The sequence below is a fragment of the Streptomyces sp. CAU 1734 genome (genome assembly GCF_039888735.1).
Lineage (GTDB): Bacteria > Actinomycetota > Actinomycetes > Streptomycetales > Streptomycetaceae > Streptomyces.
The window spans coordinates 208,896-227,610 of the sequence record NZ_JBDQQP010000002.1; the positions used below are offsets into that span (position 1 = coordinate 208,896).

An 18,715-nucleotide genomic window follows, 5' to 3' on the forward strand; every position below is an offset into this window, starting at 1 on the left:
CGCGTGCGCCTGTCGCAGTCGTATGTGAGGAGCCCTCATTGAGCTCATCGCTCCATGACGCATCGCCGCGCCGCTATCTGATGTGCCCACCCGCGCACTTCATGGTGACGTACTCCATCAACCCATGGATGGATCCGGCGAAGCCCGTGGACCTGCCGCTGGCCATGACCCAGTGGGAGGACCTGCGGGACCGTTTCCGCTCGCTCGGCCACACCGTCGAGCTGCTCGACCCCCTGCCCGGACTGCCCGACATGGTCTTCGCCGCCAATGGCGCGACCGTGATCGACGGCCGGGTGTTCCTGGCCCGCTTCGCCCACCGGGAGCGCGAGCCCGAGGCCGTGGCCCATCACGACTGGTTCCGCTCGGCCGGTTTCACCGAGATAGGCGAGCCGGTCCACATCAACGAGGGGGAGGGGGATTTCGCCGTCACCTCCTCGTACCTCCTGGCCGGGCGCGGATTCCGGTCCAGCACCCTCTCCCACGACGAGGCGCAGGAGTTCTTCGGGCGGCCGGTGATCGGCCTCGATCTGATCGATCCGCGCTTCTACCACCTGGACACGGCACTGTCCGTGCTCGACGACGCCGCCGACGAGGTCATGTACTACCCCGGCGCCTTCTCGCCGGGCAGCCGGGCGGTGCTGAGACGCCTCTTCCCGAACGCCCTGATCGCCTCGGAGCGGGACGCGGTGGCCTTCGGCCTGAACGCGGTGAGCGACGGCCGCCATGTGCTGCTCCCCCAGGCGGCGGTGGGCCTCTTCGAACCGCTGCGGGATCGCGGCTGGGAGCCGATCGGGATGGATCTGGGCGAGCTGCTGAAGGGGGGCGGGAGCGTGAAGTGCTGTACGCAGGAGCTGCGCCCCTGATGAGTACGGCCGGCTGGACGAGCTGAACGAACCGAACAAGCTGATCCGGCTGAACGAACTGAACAGGCTGAACGAACCGAACAGGCTGAACGGGCTGAAACGCGCGGCGCGCCGCCGGGGCGGGGCCCGCCCCGGGCGGCGCGCAGGCGTTCTCGGCCGTCAGCTCCCGGCGTCCTCCGCGTCCTCCGGCGGCCAGGGGTCGCCCCACTCCGCGTCCCGGGCGGCCTTGTAGAGCGGCCCGCGCCGCTTGGTCACCGTCTGGCGGCTCAGCACGCCACGGGCACCGGCCGGCGGCGGCCCGGGAGCCGTCACCCCTCCCTCACCGGCAACCGTTTCCGTCGCCGCCTCCGCTTCCGTCACCGCCTCCGCTTCCGTCGCCGCCTCCGCTTCCGCCTCCGTGCGCGTCTCGCAGAGGTCCAGCAGGACGAGCCCCTTCCGGATCTGCGGCTTCCGCACGATCCGGGCGGACACCGGCCGGACCGGGAAACGGGTGGCGGCGACGTAGCCGAACTTCTCGTCCTCGTACGCCAGTGACCCGCCCTTGACCTGCCGGTGCAGCGAGGAGCGGCTGACCCGCGCGGCGAAGTGGCACCAGTCGGTGCCGGGCACGATCGGGCAGCGGAGGCTGTGCGGGCAGGGCGCGGCGACGGTGAATCCGGCCGCGACGAGCCCGTCGCGGGCCCGGATGATCCGCTCGTAGCCGTCGGGGGTGCCGGGTTCCACGATGACGACGGCCTGTGCCGCGCGCGCCGCCTCGGCGACGACGGCGTCCCGGTCGCCCTCGGTCAGCTCCTTGAGGACATAGGACACCGTGACGAGATCAGTGCTCTCGATGCGGATCGCCTCGCTGATACGGGAGCGCCGCCAGCTCACCGCGCGCAGCGCGGGCACCCCGGAGACCTCCGCCAGCTCCCGTCCGAGGGCGAGCGCGGGCTCGGCCCAGTCGAGCACCGTGGTGCGCGGCGTCGCCGTCTCGTCCTCCCATGCCTCGGCGACCGCCCAGCTCGCGGCGCCGGTGCCGCCGCCGATGTCGGTGTGGGTGCCGGGCACCCACTGGGGCGCGGCCTCCCGCAGTGCCCCCAGCGCCGCCCGGACGGCCTCGAAGGTCGCGGGCATCCGGTAGGCGGCGTAGGCGACCACATCGGAGCGGCCCCGGAGTACCGGGGCGTCGGTCGGGGTGGTCCCGCGATAGCTGACGATCAGCCGCTCGACGGCCTGCGCGGCCTGGGTGGGCGGCAGCCCGTCGAGCAGTCCGGCCAGGGCGCCGCGAAGGGCGTCCGCGGTGGGGAGGGAGGAAGACACCGGGCGATTCTAGGGTCTTTCATCCCGCCGGCCGGGCCGGGGCGGGGCGGGCGCACCCGCCCCGGCCCGGCCCGAGGGGGTCAGACGCCGCCCGCCACGGCCCGCGCGCCGCGCCGGGGGCGGCACAGCAGCAGGAAGCATCCGATGGCGGCCAGGGCGGCGACGAGCTGGACCACGGCCATGGGCACGGCGGTGCCCTCGCCCGCGAGGCCGACCAGCGGGGAGGCGATGGCCCCGACCAGGAAGGCCGATGTGCCGAGCAGCGCGGAGGCGGAACCCGCCGCGTGCGGGGTGCGGGTGAGGGCCTGGGTGTTGGCGTTGGGCATGACCAGGCCCATGGCGGACATCAGGACGAAGAGCCCGGCCGAGATGCCGACGAGCCCGACCTCGCCGAAGACCCCCGCCGCCATCAGCAGCAGCGCCACCGCCGCCAGCGCGATGACCGCCAGGCCGAGGCCGAGCGCCCGGTCCAGGCTGACACGGCCGACGAGCAGCCGGCCGTTGATCTGTCCGACGGCGATGAGCCCGATCGAATTGAGGCCGAAGAGCAGGCTGAAGGTCTGCGGCGAGGCGCCGTGGATCTCCTGCACCACGAAGGGCGAGGCCGCGATGTAGGCGAAGAGGGCGGCGAAGGCGAGGGCGCCGGTGAGCATGTAGCCGGTGAAGACCCGGTCGGCGAGGAGCCCGCGCATGGTGCGGAGGGCTTCGCCCACACCGCCGCTGTGCCGCCGCTCCGGGGCCAGCGTCTCCGGCAGCCACTTCACGACCACCACGGTGAGGAGTACGCCGACGGCGGTCAGGACGACGAAGATGCCGCGCCAGTCGGTGAGCCGGAGCACCTGTCCGCCGATGACCGGGGCGATGACCGGCGCGACCCCGGAGATCAGCATCAGCGTGGAGAAGAAGCGGGCCATCTCCTCGCCGTCGTAGAGGTCGCGGACCACCGCGCGGGCGATGACGATGCCCGCCGCGCCCGCCAGACCCTGGAGCAGCCGGAAGGCGATGAGGAGTTCGGCGGTGGTCGCGAAGGCGCAGATCGCGGTGGCGAGGATATAGACGACCATGCCGATGAGGAGGGGACGGCGGCGCCCCCACTTGTCGCTCATCGGGCCGACGATCAGCTGCCCGAGGGCCATGCCGCCGATGCAGGCGGTCAGGGTGAGCTGGAGGGTCGCGGCCGGGGCGGAGAGCGCGTCGGCGATGGCCGGCAGCGCCGGGAGATACATGTCCATGGAGAGCGGCGGAAGCGCGGTGAGGCCGCCGAGGACCAGCGTGACCAGCAGTCCGGCCCGCCGCGCGGCCCGTACCGGAGCAGTGACGGGGGAAGGAGCCGTGACGGGGGAAGGAGCCGTGCCGGAGGAGGACGGGGCCGTACGGGGGGACGGGGCCGGAGCCACCGGGCCGGCCGTCGCGGTCACCGCCGCGTCCGGAGCCGCTGCCGCCACCGCAGCCGCGGGGGTCGGGTTCTGGTTCGGGTTCACCGTCGGATCCTGCGCCGATATATCCCGTTCTCCACCGACCCGGCCACATTCGGGCTGCGACATTACATCTCCGTATCGTTGAATCCTTTCCTATGCTCTCAGTTCATACGGGATGGTCGAGATCTTTTTGGTCACGGTGAGAGCGGGCGCACGATGGGTGAGACCACACGCTGGGGAGTACTGGCGACCGGCGGAATAGCCGCCGCTGTGACGGCCGAACTCCAGTCCATGGAGAATGCGCAGGTCGTGGCGGTGGCCTCGCGCACGGAAGCCTCCGCGAAGGCGTTCGCCGAGCGTTTCGGCATCCCGCGGGCCCATGGCGACTGGGCCGCTCTCGCCGCCGATCCCGAAGTGGATGTGGTGTACATCGCATCTCCGCACTCGGCGCACCGGGCCGCCGCCGGGCTCTGTCTGGAGGCCGGCAAGGCGGTCCTGTGCGAGAAGGCGTTCACCCTCAACTCCGCCGAGGCCGAGGAGCTCGTCGCCCTCGCCCGTGAGCGCCGGGTCTTCCTGATGGAGGCGATGTGGACGTACTGCCACCCCCTCATCCGGAAGCTCACCGAGCTGGTCGGGGACGGCGCGGTCGGCGAGATCCGCACCGTACAGGCCGATTTCGGGCTCCAGGGCCCCTTCGACCCCGGCCACCGGCTGCGGGATCCCGCGCTGGGCGGCGGGGCGCTGCTCGATCTCGGGGTGTACCCGGTGTCCTTCGCGCAGCTGCTGCTGGGCGAGCCCGGCCTCGTACAGGCACACGCGCGGCTCTCGCCCGAGGGTGTCGATCTGCACACGGGGATCCTGCTGGGCTGGGAGTCGGGCGCGTCCGCCCTGCTCGCCTGCTCGATCGAGGCGGACACCCCGCAGACGGCGGCGGTGACCGGCACGGCCGGCCGGATCGAGTTCGACCGGGGCTTCTTCCACCCGGAGCGCTTCGTCCTGCACCGGGCCGGCCGGGAACCGGAGGAGTTCCGGACCGGCGGCGAGCGGGCCTCGTACCGCCATGAGGCCGAGGAGGTCATGCGGTGTCTGCGAGCCGGTGAGACCGAGTCCCCGCTGGTCCCGCTGGACGGCTCGCTCGCGGTGATGCGGACGCTCGACGCGGTGCGCGAGCGGATCGGCGTCCGCTACCCCGGCGAGCCCGCGCACCCCTGAGCCGGGCGCCCCGGCCTCACACCGGCTTCAGCCCCGGATCATCCGCCACCGTGACATAGGAGGCGGCCGTGGCGACGGGCGCGCCCGGCACCGTGACGGCGGAGACCGTCCGGAAGTCCGCGCGCGCCTGTTCCTGGTCGAGGGTCAGGACCACATAGCCCCGGCGCCCGTCGTAGAACCTCAGATGCGGATTGGCCCGGGTGAGACCGGTCCAGTTCGCGGGCCGCGCGACCCCGTCCCGCCCGCTGCTGACCGAGGTGGTGACGATCTCCGTACCGAGGGTGCGGGAGGACGGATCGTCCCAGTCCTGCTTCAGGTCGAAGCCGTACGCCACATGGACGTCGCCGGTCAGGATCAGCGGATTCGCCACCCCGGCGGCCTCCGCTCCGGCCAGGATCCGGCGCCGCGCGGCCGGGTATCCGTCCCAGGCGTCCATGCTCACCCGGTGGTCGGTGCCGAGCCGGTCCCGGCGGCGGGAGAAGGCCGCCTGCTGGGGAACGACCTTCCAGCGGGCCGCCGAGTTCTTCCAGCCGTCCAGCAGCCAGCGCTCCTGCGCGGCCCCCGTCATGGTGCGGGCGGGCGCCTCCAGCTCCGGGCCGGGGCGCTGCCAGCCGTCCCCGTAGAGCTGGTCGGAGCGGTACTGCCGGGTGTCGAGCACATCGAACTGCGCCAGTTGGCCGTACCGCAGTCTGCGGTACAGCCGCATCGCCGCGCCTTTCGGCTTCTGGGGGAGGCGGAGCGGCTGGTTCTCCCAGTACGCGCGGTAGGCGGCGGCCCTGCGGAGCAGGAATTCCTCCGGTGCGACATCGTCGTCGCCGGGGACATCGCCCGCGTAGTTGTTGTCGGTCTCGTGGTCGTCCCAGGTGAGCACGAAGGGGTGCGCGGCATGCGCGGCCCGCAGATCGGGGTCGCCGCGGTAGAGGGCGTAACGGAGGCGGTACTCCTCCAGGGTGACGGTCTCGCGGTTGAAGTGACCGGGCAGCGGCCCGCCGGCCAGGGCGCGGGCCCCGCCGTACGCGTCGACGGCATGCTCGTAGATGTAGTCGCCGAGGTGGAGGACGAGATCGAGGTCCTCGTTCGCGAGATGGCGGAGCGCGGTGAAGTACCCGTCCTGGTACGCCTGGCACGACACGGCGGCGAACCGCAGCCGGGAGAGCCTCGCGGTCCCGGCGGGTGCGGTACGGGTCCGTCCGGGCGGGCTGATCCAGCCGCCGGTCCGGAAGCGGTAGTGGTACGGCCGGTCGTTGTCGAGCCCTTCCGCCTCCACATGGACGGTGTGGTCGAACTCGGGATACGCGGTCGCGGTGCCGCGCAGGGCGACCCGGCTGAACCGGGCGTCGTGCGCGATCTCCCACTCCACGGACACCTTGCCGGCGGGCATGCCGCCGCCGGGTTCGTACGGCTGCGGGGCGAGCCGGGTCCACAGCAGTACGGAACCGGGCTTCGGGTCGCCGGACGCGACGCCGAGGGTGAAGGGGTCGGTCGCGATGGCCCGGCCGCCGATCCGCCCGGCGGCGTGCGCGGTTCCGGGCAGATCGGCGGTGAAGGCGAGCGCGCCGGCGGCGGCGATGACCAGCCGGCGCCGGATGGCGCGGGGCGGGGCGTCGGCGGTGAGGCGCTCGCTCAGCCGGCGGGCGGCGGCGCGGAGTTCGGGCGTCCGCTCCGGTGTCTCGCGCTGTCGCGGGGACGGGCTCGCGGACGGGGGCGCGGACCGGGTCACGGACCGGGTCACGGGCTGGCTCACGGAGTGGCTCACGGGCTGGCTCATGGGCGGGATTCCCTCCCCCGACAGCGGGTGTCACGCCCCAGAGGAGCCCGCCCCGGCCGCCGGGAGTGATCGAGAGCACGACATCGGCATGCCGGCCGGACGAGTGCCCCGTACGCGTACGGGGAGAGGCGCGACGGGTCTACGCTGCCCGTCCATGAGCGCTGTGAGCGGTAGCGGTACGCGGGGCCGGGGCGGGGTCGCCGTCGTGACGGGCGGGGGTTCGGGCATCGGCCGCGCCGTCGCGCTGACCCTGGAGCGGGCGGGCTGGTCGGTGGCGGTGGCGGGCCGCAGAGCCGGGGCACTGGAGGAAACCGTGTCGCTCGCGTCCGGCGGCCGGGTCCTCGGCGTCCCCACTGATGTGACGTCACCTGTCGATGTGAACACGCTTTTTGCCACAGTCTGTGAGCATTTTGATCGTGTCGACCTGCTCTTCAACAACGCGGGTGTCTCCGGTCCCGGCGGCGTCCGCTTCGAGGACATCGCCCTCGACCAGTGGCACGCGGCCGTGGACACCAATCTGACCGGGGCGTTTCTCTGTGCGCAGGCGGCCTTCCGGGTGATGCGGAATCAGTCCCCGCGGGGCGGCCGGATCATCAACAACGGCTCCGTCTCGGCCCATGTCCCGCGCCCCCACTCGGCCCCCTACACCGCGACCAAACACGCCGTCACCGGACTGACGAAGTCCCTCTCCCTGGACGGCCGGGCGTACGGGATCGCCTGCGGCCAGATCGACATCGGCAACGCGGCGACCGACATGACCCGACCGATGACGGCCGGGGTGCCGCAGGCGGGCGGGGAGATGGCGGTGGAGCCGGTGATGGACGTGCGCGACGTGGCACGCACGGTACTGCACATGGCGGAACTGCCCCTGGAGGCGAATGTGCAGTTCGTGACGGTGATGGCCACGACAATGCCCTACATCGGGCGCGGTTGAGGTCTGCCGCGGCGGGTTCACCCGTGGGACGCTGGCACACATGACTCTCACCACCCTCGACCCGATCCCCCACGCCCCCGCCCGCCCGGCTCCGGCCGGCCCGGACCCTCTCCGCCTGGACCCGATCTGGGACAGGGTCGACCGTACGCACGCCCGGCCCGACGAGAACAGCACCCGCCGCGCCGAGGAGGAGGTACTGCTGCGCGCCCTCGCGCCGGCCGCGGCGAACTGACCGCGGCCCCGGCTCCGGCGGGCGGGGGCGGGTGCGGCCGTCCCGGCCCGCGGCGGTCGTGCGTGGCTCCACCGGTGAGCGCCGCTCTTACAAAGCGGATGTCGGCGGATCGCGCACCGGCACTCGCCCCGGCTCCCTCTCCTCCCCGCGGGCCCATCACGCGGGGATCACCGGGAATCCGTCAGGCGGGCACCGCGCTCACGCCTGCCCCGTGGCGAAGTGCGCGACACGGCCGTCCGCGACCGTGAAATCCCACTTCGTCCGCATCTCGCCCCAGGTGTCATTGCGGAAGCGGGCCACCAGGGCCCGGCCGTCGTCGGACTGGGATTCGACGGTCATCCGTCCGTGCGCGGCGAAGATCTCGCGTTCGGTCCACTCGGCGAGGTCCCGTTCGGTGCCGTCGTCGGACATGGTCGCGCCGGGCGTCAGGACCGTACGGAAGACATCGCGGTCACCCGTGTTCAGCGCGGTCACGAAGGCGCGGACGGCGGGGTCGGCGAGCTGGTCCACGGGAATGGTCACGGGTCTCCTCGGCAGACGGCCGGTGCGGGGAAGGGGGGCGTGGGTTTCTTCATCCCTGCACCGGCGCGCCCGGCGCCGCCCGTCGGCGTGGACCATCCGGCGCGAGGTCCTGCTCGGGGGCGGTCACGGGGACCGGACCGGTGGTTCCCGCCGCCCGAGGCGGGAACCACCGGCCACGGCTTCGTGGCCTAGAAGACGCTGAGGCCGTAGAGGCTCAGCGGCCGGGTGACCGGCTCGTAGTACGTGGTGCCGCCGACGCTGCAGTTCCCGCTGCCGCCGGAGAGCAGGCCGAGGGCGGTGTTGCCGGTGAAGAGCGGGCCGCCGCTGTCACCGGGCTGGGCGCAGGCGTTGGTCTGGATCGTGTTGTAGACCAGCTGTCCGCCGCCGTAGTTCACCGTCGCGTTGAGTGCGGTGACCTGGCCGGTGCGGTAGCCCGTGGTGCTTCCGGAGCGCTCGATGCGCGTGCCGACACTGGGTGAACCGGAGTTGATGATGTCCCGGTACGAGCCGTTGTAGAGATAGACGCGGCCGTCCGCGGCGGCCGGGTTGGAGTGCCTGATGACTCCGTGGTCGTAGACCGGGAAGACGGTCTGGCCCGGGACAGCCGTGCCGATGCTCCAGCTGGGCCGGCCCGAGGTGCAGTGACCCGCGGTGAGAGCGAAGAGCTGGCGGGCCGAGTTGGTGACATTGAAGCCGAGCGAACACCTGACGCCGGCCGAGGTGATGGCCTCGCCTCCCGCGATCAGGCGGGTGAGCTTGCCGGGCGTGCGCTTGATCTCCAGCGTTCCGGCCTCCGCGCCGGCGGCCTTCTTGATCTTGGCTATCTCCGCCGCCGAGACCGTGGTGTCGGCGGTGACGACGACCTTGCCCGCGGCCTTGTCGGTGTACCAGGCGGTGCCGCCGATGTCGGCGGCGAGCACCGCGTCACCGGCCTTGGCGAGCTGGGCGGCGGTGGCCTTCGTCCCGACGGGTGCCTCCGCGGCCGTGGCGGCGGGAGCCACGAGCGCGGAGACGGCGGCCAGGCCGGCGACGACCGCGACGGTGCGCGCGCCCCGGACGACGGAACCCGGGGACAAGAACTTCTTGACCTTCACAAATCCTCCGATGGGGATCTCTGGGTCCGTTCGGTGTCCGGACCCTGGGTCACGCGTCCGGCAGTCCCATCCGACTATGCGTAAGTCATGGGCCTGTCAAAACGCGTGATTGGGATCCTGTGCTCGGGCCGCCCCCACAACAAGTTCCGCTTTCGGTCGCTCCATGCGTGTTCCCGTGCGCCGGAGCGCCGTTGGCAGGAATCCGCCCCTGCGCCGTCGCGGGGCCCATGGCGGCATGGACAGCCGATTTGACGGCTCTTCAGTTTCACTGGGCAAGCGCTTGCCCAGTTCCGTCGAGCGGTCGCCGGAGGCACCGCCGAAGCCGCTGCGCAACCTTCGCGATCACCGCAAATATGAACATCATTTACAACCTGGGCAGTTCAGGACAGCCGAACCGGCCTCCGCGCGCCTTCCGCCGCCCGGCGCATGCAAACCGGAAGCGTTTACGGAAAGACCAGGAATGGCCATTCCGCTAAGCCGTGTGGCCCGGGTCACATGTGATCGCCTCTTGGGTGCCCGTCGTAGATCCCTGCCACGGAGTGAGACGGGCCGCGGGGCCGCGGGGCACGCGCGCGGGCGGGAAATACACCTAACGGGCCTCCATGGCCGGGACCTCTATGGGGTAATTGCCCATCTTCGATCGCCGGCCGCCGTGTCCAGATCTGCCACTTCGGACGGGCCGGGTCCGGCCGGGCGTGCGCATGCGCCGCCGGTGAGCCGCGCGGCGGGACGTCATCCCCGGATGGTCGGGGAGGGGGCAGGGACCCGGGTCGTGGAGTCCGGAGCGGAGTCCCCCGAGGTGCCTGCCGGGGTGCCCGCCGGGGTGCCCGCCGGAGTCGGCCGCTCGGCCGAGGGTGACGGCGTCGGGGGTCCGAAGCGGAATCCCTCGGCGGAGATGAGGCCCTGGACCGGATGGGCCCGGAAGGAAGCCACCCAGAGTGTGGGTTCGCATCCGGGCCCATTGATCTGGTCCTTCTTCAGGCGGACGTCCTCGCTGTCCTCGACAATCGTCCGCCGCCCGTCGTCCGGGGTCACGGTGAGCCGTGCCGTGACCTTCGCGGGCCCGATGTCCTCGGGAAGCGGGACCGTGATCACCCCCATCTCGGGGTCGTCGGCGCGCGCCTCCGCACACTCGTCGGCGACACAGGCCCGGATCGTCCCCTTCCGCTCCCCCTGGTATTCGGAGGGGTACCAGACGAAGGTGACGCCGGACTCCCCTCCCATCAGCGTGCAGGCCCTCTCGTCGCCGAGGGCCGTGCACCCGGCCAGGGCGAGGGCGAGCAGGGGAACGAGGATCCGCACCGGACCTCGCCGCCGCCGACCGTCACGGGGTGCCGCCGGACGGATGGGTGTACTGGGCATGGCGGTGGTCCTCCCCTGGCCGGGCGGCCATCGGGACCACTCCGTTGTGCCGCTTGGACCGGCGCGGCACCCGAATGGTTCCATCGCGCGGGGCCGCCGGCCCACCACCCGCCGGCGCGCCCGCCCGTCAGCCCTCCAGGGCCGGGATCAGCTGAACCGCCAGGTCTGCACCGCGAGCTGATTGCAGCGCCACTGCTGGAGCGACGCACCCGCGCCACCCCAGTTCCTGACGTCCAGGCAGAGACCGCTCCTGCGGTTCCGGACGGTCACGGAGCCACCGGTGCCGGCCTCGACCAGCGCCCACTGCTGCATGTCACCGCCCCAGCAGCCCCACTGCTGCAATTCGACACCCGCATCCATGCTGCCGTTGGGGACATCGAGGCACCTGCCGCTGTGCACATTGACGAACTTGTAGTAACTCCAGCCGTTGAGGTGAGCGGTGAACTCCAGCCGCCACTTCGTCGGCGCCCCGCCGTAGCAGTCCCACTGCTGAATCCGTGCGCCGTCGTGCGTCGCGCCACTGGCCACATCCATACAGAGATGGCTGTAGTCATTCTTGAACTGGTAGGGGCCGTGCGAGGCGGAGGGCGCCGCCTGCGCCGGTGTGGTGGCGAACGCTGTTCCCATGGCCACGGCGGCGGCCATGGCGACCGCCGCGATGGTGCGCATGCGCATCGCATTCTCCCTCGGGTGATTCCCGCCGGGCCGGTCGGGCCGGCGGCCCCACCATGACGTCGCACCCTGCTCGCGAACCTTGCGGCGACCTTGCGGATCGGCCAGCATCGGGAATCGGGCCGCTTCTCGCAGAGGGCCGATCACGCTGGGGGACACATGGAGTTCCGGATGTTCGGCGGGATGGAAGTACGGTCGGCGGGCCGGTCGTTCGAGGTGGGCACGCCCCGGCAGCAGACGGTGCTGGCCGCCCTGGTGGTCGACGCGCGGCGGCCGGTCGCCATCGAGACACTGATCAACCGGGTCTGGGACCGGACCCCGCCCGCCGATCCCCGGGCCGTGCTGTACTCACATCTGAGCCGGATCCGGCGGATGCTGGCCCAGGCGGGCCCGCTCGCCGACGGGACGACGGTACGGATCGAACGCCGGCACGCCGGCTATCTGCTGGACGCCGATCCGAATCTGGTGGATCTGCACCGTTTCCGGCGCCTGTCGGACGAGGGGTGCGACCGGCGGCGCGCCGACGAGGCCCGGGCCGCCGCACTCGCCGAGGCGCTGCGATTATGGCGGGGCTCGCCCCTGGCCGGCCTGCCCGGGGAGTGGGCCGCGCAGGTACGCGAGAGCTGGCACCAGCGGCGGCTGGACGCGGTGGTGCAGTGGGCGAGGATCGAGCTGAGACTCGGCCGACCCGCCTCGGTGATCGCCGTACTGCCCGATCTCACCACCGAGTACCCGCTGGTCGAGCCCTTCGAAGCGCTCCTCATGCGGGCGCTGCACGAGACCGGGCGGGGTGCGGAGGCCCTCGACCGCTACACCGCCGTCCGGCAGCGGCTGGCCGACAGACTGGGCACGGACCCCGGCCCCGAGCTGCGCGCCCTGCACCGGTCCGTCCTCCAGGGCGAACTTCCGCCCCGGCCGCCGGCTCCCGCCGCCCCGCCTGCTCCGGTCACCCCGCCGATCCCGGCCATTGCGCCGGCCCCGGTCACCCCGCCGGCTCCGGAGCCCACCGCGACCGGCCGGCCCGCCTCCGCCGCGTCCTCCGCCGAGGAGCCCCGGTGGCCGCGATTACCGTTCGCGCCGGGACCGTACACCCGGCGCACCCTGCTGGGCGCCCTGGTCGCGGCGGTCGTCCTCCCGGCGGCGATCGGTGCGGCGTATCTCTTCCAGGGGGGCGAGGAGAACGGTTCACCCTCGAATCCGGCCGCGAGATCGGCCGCGAGACCTGCCGCGAAACCGGTGTCCGTCGAACGTGTCCAGGAGCTTTTCGCCACCGCGCATGAGCTCGACCGGGCGGGACGGAGGCATGACGCGAAGGCGGCCATCGGCAGTGCCCTGCGGCACTACGGCGAGGCCATCAGAAGCAATCCGGACCGGAATGCCGCGCCGCTCGCCCCGGCCATCATCCAGGCGCTGGGCAGAGCCGGAGTGGACTTCAGCGTACCGACGGGCGCTCTGCGCTCCTGGCTCGCGAATCCGGTCCACACCCCCTATCCGGCCATCTCGCAGACGTTTCTGCTCCGGGGGTGGCGGCTCAGGGCACCGGTCCATCTGGATGTCATCGTCGCGAACTACGAGAGCGCCCCCGGAGTCACCTCTCCGCGCGAGATCGCGGAGGTGAGGCTCGATGTGCTGAAGGCGGCCGTCGTGGAGGGCTCGAACTCGCGCCACGGAACGGAGACACGAGACTTCGGACAGCTCCTCGCACCGCGCTGAGGGCCTGGCGGGCGCATCTCAGGCACTCGCCGGGGAGCCGTCCGCGGCAACCTCCCGCGCGGCGAGCAGGGCGACGACCTCGCCGTCCTCGACCACCCCCGAGTCCCGGAACCCCAGCGATGTGTACAGCCGCCCGGCGGCGGTGTTCTCCGGCGCGTACGAGAGCCGGATCGTCTCGCAGTCCGCCCGCCCGGCCAGCCACCGCACCAGACTCCGCACCGCCGCCCGCCCGGCCCCGGCGCCCTGTTCGGCGCCGTCGATCAGCATGCCCCCGATCCAGTACGAGCCGCTCTCCTCCTCGCGCGCCCACATGACGTGCCCCACGACCGTGCCGCCGGCCTCGACGGCGAGGGAGTTCCACACATCCTCGCGCGACGACAGCAGCAGATAGCGAGCGGCCGAGGGCGGCACATGGGCGCGCTGGTCGTCCAGGGGCACGACATCCGCGACGGCGCGCCAATTCTCGTCGCCGATCTCCCGCAGGACGACCCGGCGCCCCGCTCTGTCCGTATATCCGTAATCAATCACGAGGCGAAGGGTATGAACCGGGCCATCGCACCGCAATTCATTTCCCCGCCGCCGCCACTCGGCCCGTTCCGAGAGCGTGCTCGATACATCTGGTGGGCGTTCCCCGTGCCGTGAAACGATGTGCTCCGGGGAGAGGGGGACGAGATTCAGTCAGTACTCGGGAACATCGTCATCGGGCTGGTGACCAGTCTGCTCGGCGGTGGGTTCGTCTATCTGTGGGAGCGGGCCAAGCGCGCCCGCGCGGTCAACAGAAGAGCGGCGTTCTTCGGCGTACGGCCGGGGCAGACCTGCCTGATCGTGCTGGGCAACAAGTACAGCTCTCCCGGTACGGCGCACTACCGGGATGTACGGGCCATCACGGAGCTCGCCCTGATAGCGGGCGAGCTGGGCTGCGAAGTGCTGGTGGAGACCGGTGACTTCCGAGGCGGCAATGGTGATCGCACCGAATTCTGTGTGGGCGGCCCGACCGGCGGCTCCAATATGCGCACCGGCGGACATCTGGCCGCCCATCTGCCCGGGGTGGTCCTCCACCCCTATGACGCCGGCCGGCCGGACTCGATGGCCATAGAGGTGGGCGGCGAGAAGTTCCCCCTGGACCGGGGCAACGAGGAATACGCCCTCGTCGCGAAGTTCACGCCGGAGGAGTCCTCCTGCCCGGTGTTCCTGGTCTCCGGCCAGACCTCGGTGGGCAATCTGGCGGCGACCCGCTTTCTGCGGCGCGAGTACGCGCGGGTGTCCAGGGAGCTCTCGTCCATCGAGCGCTTCTGTCTGCTGGTCAGGGTCTCCGGCATCGGCACCTATGAGTCCCATCGCGCGGAGCTGGCGCGCGATGCCACGGCGGCGGCGTTCGGAGAGTGAGCGCGCTCACCGGGTGACCGGTCCGGCCCGGTCACCCGCTCGGCGGAACACGGATCGCGGTCGCGCGCATCGGTCAGGATTCGAGAAGCGCGGGCTCTCCCCCACGGTTAGCGTCGAGACGGATCCCGCCGACCAGGACCAGGAGAACGACCCCGATGAGCCCGAACACCGGCAAGAAGAGCACACCCGGCCTCTCCGATCAGGAACGCGCCGCGCTGAAGGAGCGCACCGCCGAACTGAAGAAGGAGACGACCCGCGCCCCCGGCGCCAAGGCCGCCGCCGAGGCACGCGATGTGCTGACGAAGATCGCGGGGATGGACCCGGCGGACCGCGCGGTGGCCGAGCGCATCCACGCCATCGTCACCGCCACGGCCCCGGTGCTCTCGCCGAAGCTCTGGTACGGACAGCCCGCCTACGCGAGGAAGGGAAAAGTCGTGTGCTTCTTCCGCAGCGGCCACACCGACAAGGAGCGCTACTCCACCTTCGGCTTCACCCCCGAGGCGGGACTGGACGAGGCCGGCGGCCTGTGGCCCACGTCCTTCGCGGTGACGGAGCTGAGTGACGAGGCGGAGGAAGCGATCACGGCCCTGGTGAAGAGGGCCGTGGACGGCTGACTCCGCCCAAGGGCCAGGGCCCTGTGGCCGGGTGGCCGCACCGGCGGTTCCTCCCGGATGCGCCCCGGATACGCTTCCCGGGAATGCGGTGTGAAGGGGAAGACCTCATCGCCACAGGAAAGCGGCAGGCATGAGTGCGACAGCCATGGACCCAGCGGGGCTGAAGAGGATCCCCGAAAAAGGTGTCGACCTGCGCACCATCAGGTACCTCGCCACGGTCGATGTCGACCGTGCGGCGCTGGAAGAGCGCTGGGAAGCACCGGAGATCGTCCGCGACTGCCTCGCGGAGTGGTACTGCTTCGCCTTCTCGCCATCAGAAGGGGAGGCGTTCTTCCTGCAACAGGAGGTGGAGAATCCTCCCGCGCCTGGATTCGGCCTCAGCGCGACCAGAGCTCTCTTCTCCGCGGACTCGGCCGGGCGAATGGTCGGGGCCCTGGGGATCGCGGGGGCGCGAGTCACCCATGTGAACGCCGAAGCCGACCCGTAGGGCCCAGTCGACTCGGCGCGCCCTTGCGCTTTCACCACGGGAAGGAAGCTCAGGAAAGATCGTTCGGATGAGGACATACATGCGCCGCACTCAGAGAATCCGATGGGGCCTCCATGTGGCCGCCCTTGTCCCAGTCCTCGTGGCCACCGCGTCAGGATGCGGAAGCGGCGATGAATTCCCCGCTCCCGAAGAGCACCGGATAGTTGGTTCCTGGAGCAACCCGGGAGGGGATGCCATCACCTTCGAAGAAGGAGGCACGGGGCTCCTCTCCCCAGGAGCGCAACTTCAGCTGAGCACCCTGTGGGAGAAGAGCGAGACCAAGGAAATATGCCCGTTTTCCTGGGGCGTGGATACCATGCCCCTAGGAAACGGAAAGTGGATTTCCATCAACTTCGACAAGGGGCAGTGCGGATTGGCGAATGGAGGTCGCTTCGGTCTCCACTACTACTACGGAGAATCCGACGACATAGTCCTTTCGCCCGCCGTTGAGCACCCGGAGCCCTACAGAATCTACTCCCGGTCGAGTACGACGCAGTAGCCTGCCATCTCGACAGACGGTGCCCGGCGAAGACGGCTCAATCCCAGGCGGCGGGCTGAAGCGGGCGGAGTCCGCCGGCCTCAAGGTGAAGTCCGCAGTATCGAGCTGACCCCGCGCTCGTTCGTGGAGAACGGCATGGCCACACCATCCGTCGTGCCCCTGCCCGAGTAGCCCTGCGTCACCGGACACCCCGTGACATCGTGACGCCATGACCATCGCAGTCCGCCCGGCCTCGGTCTTCGAGGATGTCCGTACCCTGGTCGGCCCGAAGTCGCCCGGGGCCAATGTCTGCTGGTGCCTGAGCTACCGGATCCCGTCCAAGCGCAACAATGAGCTTCGCGGTCCGGCCCGAGGCGAGTACGTCGCCGAGCTGTGCCGTGCCGAACCCCCGCCGGGAGTGCTCGCGTACGACGGCGACGAGCCGGTCGGCTGGGCCGCCGTGGCGCCCCGTTCGGACACGTCCTTCGCACGCAGCCGGACCATTCCGCGCATCGACGACCTGCCGGTCTGGTCGCTGTGGTGCATCCGCGTACGCCCCGGTCACCGCAAGAAGGGGATCTCGCACACCCTGATCGCCGGTGCGGTCGAATTCGCCCGCGCCCACGGCGCCCCGGCCGTCGAGGCGTATCCGCTCGACAATGGTGAGGCCAAGGTCGATCCGACGATGGCGTACGCCGGGATCCGGCGGAACTTCGAGCGCGCCGGGTTCGTCCACGCGGCCGACACCACCTCGGTCCTGGCCGGTCACCCCCGCGTTCTGATGCGGCTCGACCTGCGCTGACGGATCAGCCCGGTGCCGCGCCGGCCGGCCCCGGGGCGGGCGGAGAGCCCGACGGGCACGGCAGATCGGGGGCCGCCCGGTTCGGAGAACAGGTCACCACGGCCACCGAGTGGAAGACCGTGCCCTTCAGATAGTGTCCGAGCGACACATCACCGCCCCAGGCCAGCCGCTCCACCGCCGCGTTCACCAGCAGCACCAGCCGGATGGGCTCCCGGTCCTCCTCCGAGGCGAACCGGGGAGCGAACTCCTCCAGCTGAGCCCGGAGCCACTCCCCCGCCTCCTTGGGCTCGCGCCAGGTGCCCCGGACCATCGACGCCGGTTTCCCCAGCCAGTGCGCCGTCTGAATCGGCGGGACATCCGACGCCGGGAACTCGGACATCGCCTGCCGGTGGCGGTCCTGGACATCGGGCGGGCTGGTCGCGGTCGGGACCTGCCCGGGTGGCCGCCGGATGCTCTCGCGGTCGAAGACCTGCTTCTCACCCAGCCACGCGTATCCGTGATGGTGCACCGCACTGCTCCGTTCCGAGGGCGGACGGCGGTCCGGTCCGCGCGGGGTGAGGACAGGACCGCCGACAGCCGGTTTCAGGGACGGGCGGAGAGCCCGAATCTCGCCGGATCGATGCCGGCGGCTTTCAGCTCGGCGGTGGTGAACCGCAGCGGCGGGGCATCCGGCCGCTTGCTGTCCCCCAGCGCCCAGACGCCCGCGTCGATCCGCGCGAGGGTCACGCATGCCTCGCCGTCCGGATGGGTGTTGCCGCCGCACGCCTTCGAGAACTCGGCTCCCTCGATCGGGAGCATGTAGAGGTCGGTCATCGCCATGCCCTTCCTGATACTCGCGACAGCCCCGGGCCCATCTCTCCGCCCTTGGCGGACGGCGAGGCCTCATGGCTCCCAGGCACGAGACCGAGCGTAGGAAGTGGCCAATACGGCAGTCCATGAAGTTGCACGAACTTGCAGGCGAACTAATCGAGCTGCGCGATGGCTTCGGTGATGAGCGCTCGGGCGTCTGCACCATGAACTGCGATCTTGGAAAGTTCCGCGAAGGCCCTCGCGTATGTGGCGAGATCGCTCGGTGCCGACACGTTCACCGCGGCCGTGAGAAGTTCGACGGCGACTCTGTCGTCGTCGAACAGATAGAACGCCTCCAACGGCCAAACACGCCGGCGGGCTGCGAAAGGAATGATGCCAAGACTCACTTGGGGAAGTGCCATGGCCGCGAGAAGATAGCCGAGCTGTCCCGCCATGGTCTCCTCGTCGCCGATGCGATATCGGAGTACCGTTTCTTCCATCAGCAGGGCATACCGCCCGTTGCCCCGGTGCAGCAGACTCGACCGCTCGACGCGGGCGGCTGCGGCATCAGTCGCGTCGTCAGGCGTCCCTTGGAATGCGGCAATGGTGGAGAGCAGCGCCGCCGCATAAGCCTTGGTCTGAAGCATCCCTGGTACGACATTCGAGCAGTAGACACGGAACAGTCGGGTGCTCTCGTACAGCGGGACCACTTCTTCTTGGGCCCTGCGCATTCCGTGACGGTGCAGCTTCTTCCACTGGACGTACATCTGGTCGACATGGCGATTCTCAGCGACGAGATCAGCAACTGCGTCCAGAGCACCACACGCCTTGCACCATGCGCGAATGTCAGCATCGGAAGGCGGCGTCCTGGCGTTCTCAATCCGCGAGGACTTGGCCGCGCTCCATCCGCACCGCAACCCCAATTCGTACCCGGTGATCTCCGCCTCACGGCGGAGATCACCGAGTCGCGCTGCCAGGCGTTCCCTGGCAGCCTGCGCTCTTGACGAAGGGGATACAGACACTCGTTC

Annotated in this window: 21 protein-coding genes; 10 read left to right on the forward strand and 11 right to left on the reverse strand. The window is 70.9% G+C overall.

The window, feature by feature from the left end; translation table 11 throughout:
- Positions 1-38 precede the first annotated feature (38 nt).
- Positions 39-863, forward strand: coding sequence for a dimethylargininase (ddaH, locus tag AAFN69_RS04605; RefSeq protein WP_347726966.1), 825 nt, complete (start codon positions 39-41; stop codon positions 861-863).
- A 159-nt stretch (positions 864-1,022) separates the two neighbouring features.
- Here ddaH and AAFN69_RS04610 read toward each other — a convergent pair whose 3' ends face one another.
- Entirely contained in the window at positions 1,023-2,165 is a 1,143-nt protein-coding gene (locus AAFN69_RS04610) for a small ribosomal subunit Rsm22 family protein (RefSeq protein ID WP_347726967.1), read from the reverse strand.
- 80 nt (positions 2,166-2,245) lie between these two features.
- Positions 2,246-3,646 carry a Bcr/CflA family multidrug efflux MFS transporter gene (locus AAFN69_RS04615; RefSeq protein WP_347726968.1) on the reverse strand — a complete coding sequence of 467 codons (1,401 nt, stop codon included), beginning with the start codon at positions 3,644-3,646 and terminating at the stop codon, positions 2,246-2,248.
- A gap of 153 nt (positions 3,647-3,799) precedes the next feature.
- On the opposite strand from AAFN69_RS04615, the gene AAFN69_RS04620 reads away from it, so the two are divergent.
- Complete coding sequence (locus AAFN69_RS04620) at positions 3,800-4,795, forward strand: Gfo/Idh/MocA family oxidoreductase (RefSeq protein ID WP_347726969.1); 996 nt, start codon at positions 3,800-3,802, stop codon at positions 4,793-4,795.
- A gap of 16 nt (positions 4,796-4,811) precedes the next feature.
- Here AAFN69_RS04620 and AAFN69_RS04625 read toward each other — a convergent pair whose 3' ends face one another.
- Complete coding sequence (locus tag AAFN69_RS04625) at positions 4,812-6,563, reverse strand: alkaline phosphatase D family protein (protein WP_347726970.1); 1,752 nt, start codon at positions 6,561-6,563, stop codon at positions 4,812-4,814.
- A gap of 154 nt (positions 6,564-6,717) precedes the next feature.
- Between AAFN69_RS04625 and AAFN69_RS04630 the strand changes: the two genes are divergently transcribed.
- Positions 6,718-7,497: an SDR family oxidoreductase gene (locus tag AAFN69_RS04630; RefSeq protein ID WP_347726971.1), complete on the forward strand. Its 780-nt coding sequence runs from the start codon at positions 6,718-6,720 to the stop codon at positions 7,495-7,497.
- 40 nt (positions 7,498-7,537) lie between these two features.
- Entirely contained in the window at positions 7,538-7,729 is a 192-nt protein-coding gene (locus tag AAFN69_RS04635; RefSeq protein ID WP_347726972.1) for a hypothetical protein, read from the forward strand.
- A 198-nt stretch (positions 7,730-7,927) separates the two neighbouring features.
- On the opposite strand, the gene AAFN69_RS04640 is transcribed toward AAFN69_RS04635, so the two are convergent.
- From AAFN69_RS04640 to AAFN69_RS04655, 4 genes are all read right to left on the reverse strand, one after another.
- A complete protein-coding gene (locus AAFN69_RS04640) occupies positions 7,928-8,251 on the reverse strand; it encodes a nuclear transport factor 2 family protein (RefSeq protein WP_347726973.1) in 324 nt (107 codons plus the stop codon).
- A 188-nt stretch (positions 8,252-8,439) separates the two neighbouring features.
- Positions 8,440-9,327 carry a S1 family peptidase gene (locus AAFN69_RS04645; protein WP_347726974.1) on the reverse strand — a complete coding sequence of 296 codons (888 nt, stop codon included), beginning with the start codon at positions 9,325-9,327 and terminating at the stop codon, positions 8,440-8,442.
- A gap of 750 nt (positions 9,328-10,077) precedes the next feature.
- A complete protein-coding gene (locus AAFN69_RS04650; protein ID WP_347726975.1) occupies positions 10,078-10,707 on the reverse strand; it encodes a hypothetical protein in 630 nt (209 codons plus the stop codon).
- Positions 10,708-10,854: 147 nt separating this feature from the next.
- Entirely contained in the window at positions 10,855-11,382 is a 528-nt protein-coding gene (locus AAFN69_RS04655; protein ID WP_347726976.1) for an RICIN domain-containing protein, read from the reverse strand.
- 180 nt (positions 11,383-11,562) lie between these two features.
- Here AAFN69_RS04655 and AAFN69_RS04660 point away from each other — a divergent pair, with 180 nt between their 5' ends.
- Entirely contained in the window at positions 11,563-13,092 is a 1,530-nt protein-coding gene (locus AAFN69_RS04660; protein WP_347726977.1) for a BTAD domain-containing putative transcriptional regulator, read from the forward strand.
- An 18-nt stretch (positions 13,093-13,110) separates the two neighbouring features.
- Here AAFN69_RS04660 and AAFN69_RS04665 read toward each other — a convergent pair whose 3' ends face one another.
- Positions 13,111-13,620, reverse strand: coding sequence for a GNAT family N-acetyltransferase (locus tag AAFN69_RS04665; RefSeq protein ID WP_347726978.1), 510 nt, complete (start codon positions 13,618-13,620; stop codon positions 13,111-13,113).
- 120 nt (positions 13,621-13,740) lie between these two features.
- Here AAFN69_RS04665 and AAFN69_RS04670 point away from each other — a divergent pair, with 120 nt between their 5' ends.
- The 5 genes from AAFN69_RS04670 (at position 13,741) to AAFN69_RS04690 (ending at position 16,898) form a co-directional block, all read left to right on the forward strand.
- Complete coding sequence (locus tag AAFN69_RS04670; RefSeq protein WP_347726979.1) at positions 13,741-14,478, forward strand: hypothetical protein; 738 nt, start codon at positions 13,741-13,743, stop codon at positions 14,476-14,478.
- A 155-nt stretch (positions 14,479-14,633) separates the two neighbouring features.
- Positions 14,634-15,092, forward strand: a complete 459-nt coding sequence (locus AAFN69_RS04675; RefSeq protein ID WP_347726980.1) for a DUF1801 domain-containing protein — start codon at positions 14,634-14,636, stop codon at positions 15,090-15,092.
- Between the two features lie 130 nt (positions 15,093-15,222).
- Complete coding sequence (locus AAFN69_RS04680) at positions 15,223-15,579, forward strand: hypothetical protein (protein ID WP_347726981.1); 357 nt, start codon at positions 15,223-15,225, stop codon at positions 15,577-15,579.
- Between the two features lie 115 nt (positions 15,580-15,694).
- Positions 15,695-16,117, forward strand: a complete 423-nt coding sequence (locus AAFN69_RS04685) for a hypothetical protein (RefSeq protein WP_347726982.1) — start codon at positions 15,695-15,697, stop codon at positions 16,115-16,117.
- A 208-nt stretch (positions 16,118-16,325) separates the two neighbouring features.
- Complete coding sequence (locus tag AAFN69_RS04690; RefSeq protein WP_347726983.1) at positions 16,326-16,898, forward strand: GNAT family N-acetyltransferase; 573 nt, start codon at positions 16,326-16,328, stop codon at positions 16,896-16,898.
- A gap of 4 nt (positions 16,899-16,902) precedes the next feature.
- On the opposite strand, the gene AAFN69_RS04695 is transcribed toward AAFN69_RS04690, so the two are convergent.
- The 3 genes from AAFN69_RS04695 to AAFN69_RS04705 all read right to left on the reverse strand — a co-directional run bounded on the left by AAFN69_RS04695 (position 16,903) and on the right by AAFN69_RS04705 (position 18,709).
- Entirely contained in the window at positions 16,903-17,406 is a 504-nt protein-coding gene (locus AAFN69_RS04695; RefSeq protein ID WP_347726984.1) for a hypothetical protein, read from the reverse strand.
- A gap of 74 nt (positions 17,407-17,480) precedes the next feature.
- Positions 17,481-17,711, reverse strand: coding sequence for a DUF397 domain-containing protein (locus tag AAFN69_RS04700; protein ID WP_347727269.1), 231 nt, complete (start codon positions 17,709-17,711; stop codon positions 17,481-17,483).
- Positions 17,712-17,860: 149 nt separating this feature from the next.
- Positions 17,861-18,709, reverse strand: coding sequence for a helix-turn-helix transcriptional regulator (locus AAFN69_RS04705; protein WP_347726985.1), 849 nt, complete (start codon positions 18,707-18,709; stop codon positions 17,861-17,863).
- Positions 18,710-18,715: the final 6 nt, after the last annotated feature.

Excerpts from the sequence above, each read along its gene's own strand:
- AAFN69_RS04650 (WP_347726975.1), bottom strand. The coding sequence starts at position 10,707 with ATGCCCAGTACACCCATCCGTCCGGCGGCACCCCGTGACGGTCGGCGG.
- AAFN69_RS04635 (WP_347726972.1), top strand. The coding sequence starts at position 7,538 with ATGACTCTCACCACCCTCGACCCGATCCCCCACGCCCCCGCCCGCCCG.
- AAFN69_RS04660 (WP_347726977.1), top strand. The coding sequence starts at position 11,563 with ATGGAAGTACGGTCGGCGGGCCGGTCGTTCGAGGTGGGCACGCCCCGG.
- AAFN69_RS04620 (WP_347726969.1), top strand. The coding sequence starts at position 3,800 with ATGGGTGAGACCACACGCTGGGGAGTACTGGCGACCGGCGGAATAGCC.
- AAFN69_RS04625 (WP_347726970.1), bottom strand. The coding sequence starts at position 6,563 with ATGAGCCAGCCCGTGAGCCACTCCGTGAGCCAGCCCGTGACCCGGTCC.
- AAFN69_RS04675 (WP_347726980.1), top strand. The coding sequence starts at position 14,634 with ATGAGCCCGAACACCGGCAAGAAGAGCACACCCGGCCTCTCCGATCAG.
- AAFN69_RS04700 (WP_347727269.1), bottom strand. The coding sequence starts at position 17,711 with ATGACCGACCTCTACATGCTCCCGATCGAGGGAGCCGAGTTCTCGAAG.
- AAFN69_RS04690 (WP_347726983.1), top strand. The coding sequence starts at position 16,326 with ATGACCATCGCAGTCCGCCCGGCCTCGGTCTTCGAGGATGTCCGTACC.
- AAFN69_RS04655 (WP_347726976.1), bottom strand. The coding sequence starts at position 11,382 with ATGCGCATGCGCACCATCGCGGCGGTCGCCATGGCCGCCGCCGTGGCC.
- AAFN69_RS04630 (WP_347726971.1), top strand. The coding sequence starts at position 6,718 with ATGAGCGCTGTGAGCGGTAGCGGTACGCGGGGCCGGGGCGGGGTCGCC.
- AAFN69_RS04680 (WP_347726981.1), top strand. The coding sequence starts at position 15,223 with ATGAGTGCGACAGCCATGGACCCAGCGGGGCTGAAGAGGATCCCCGAA.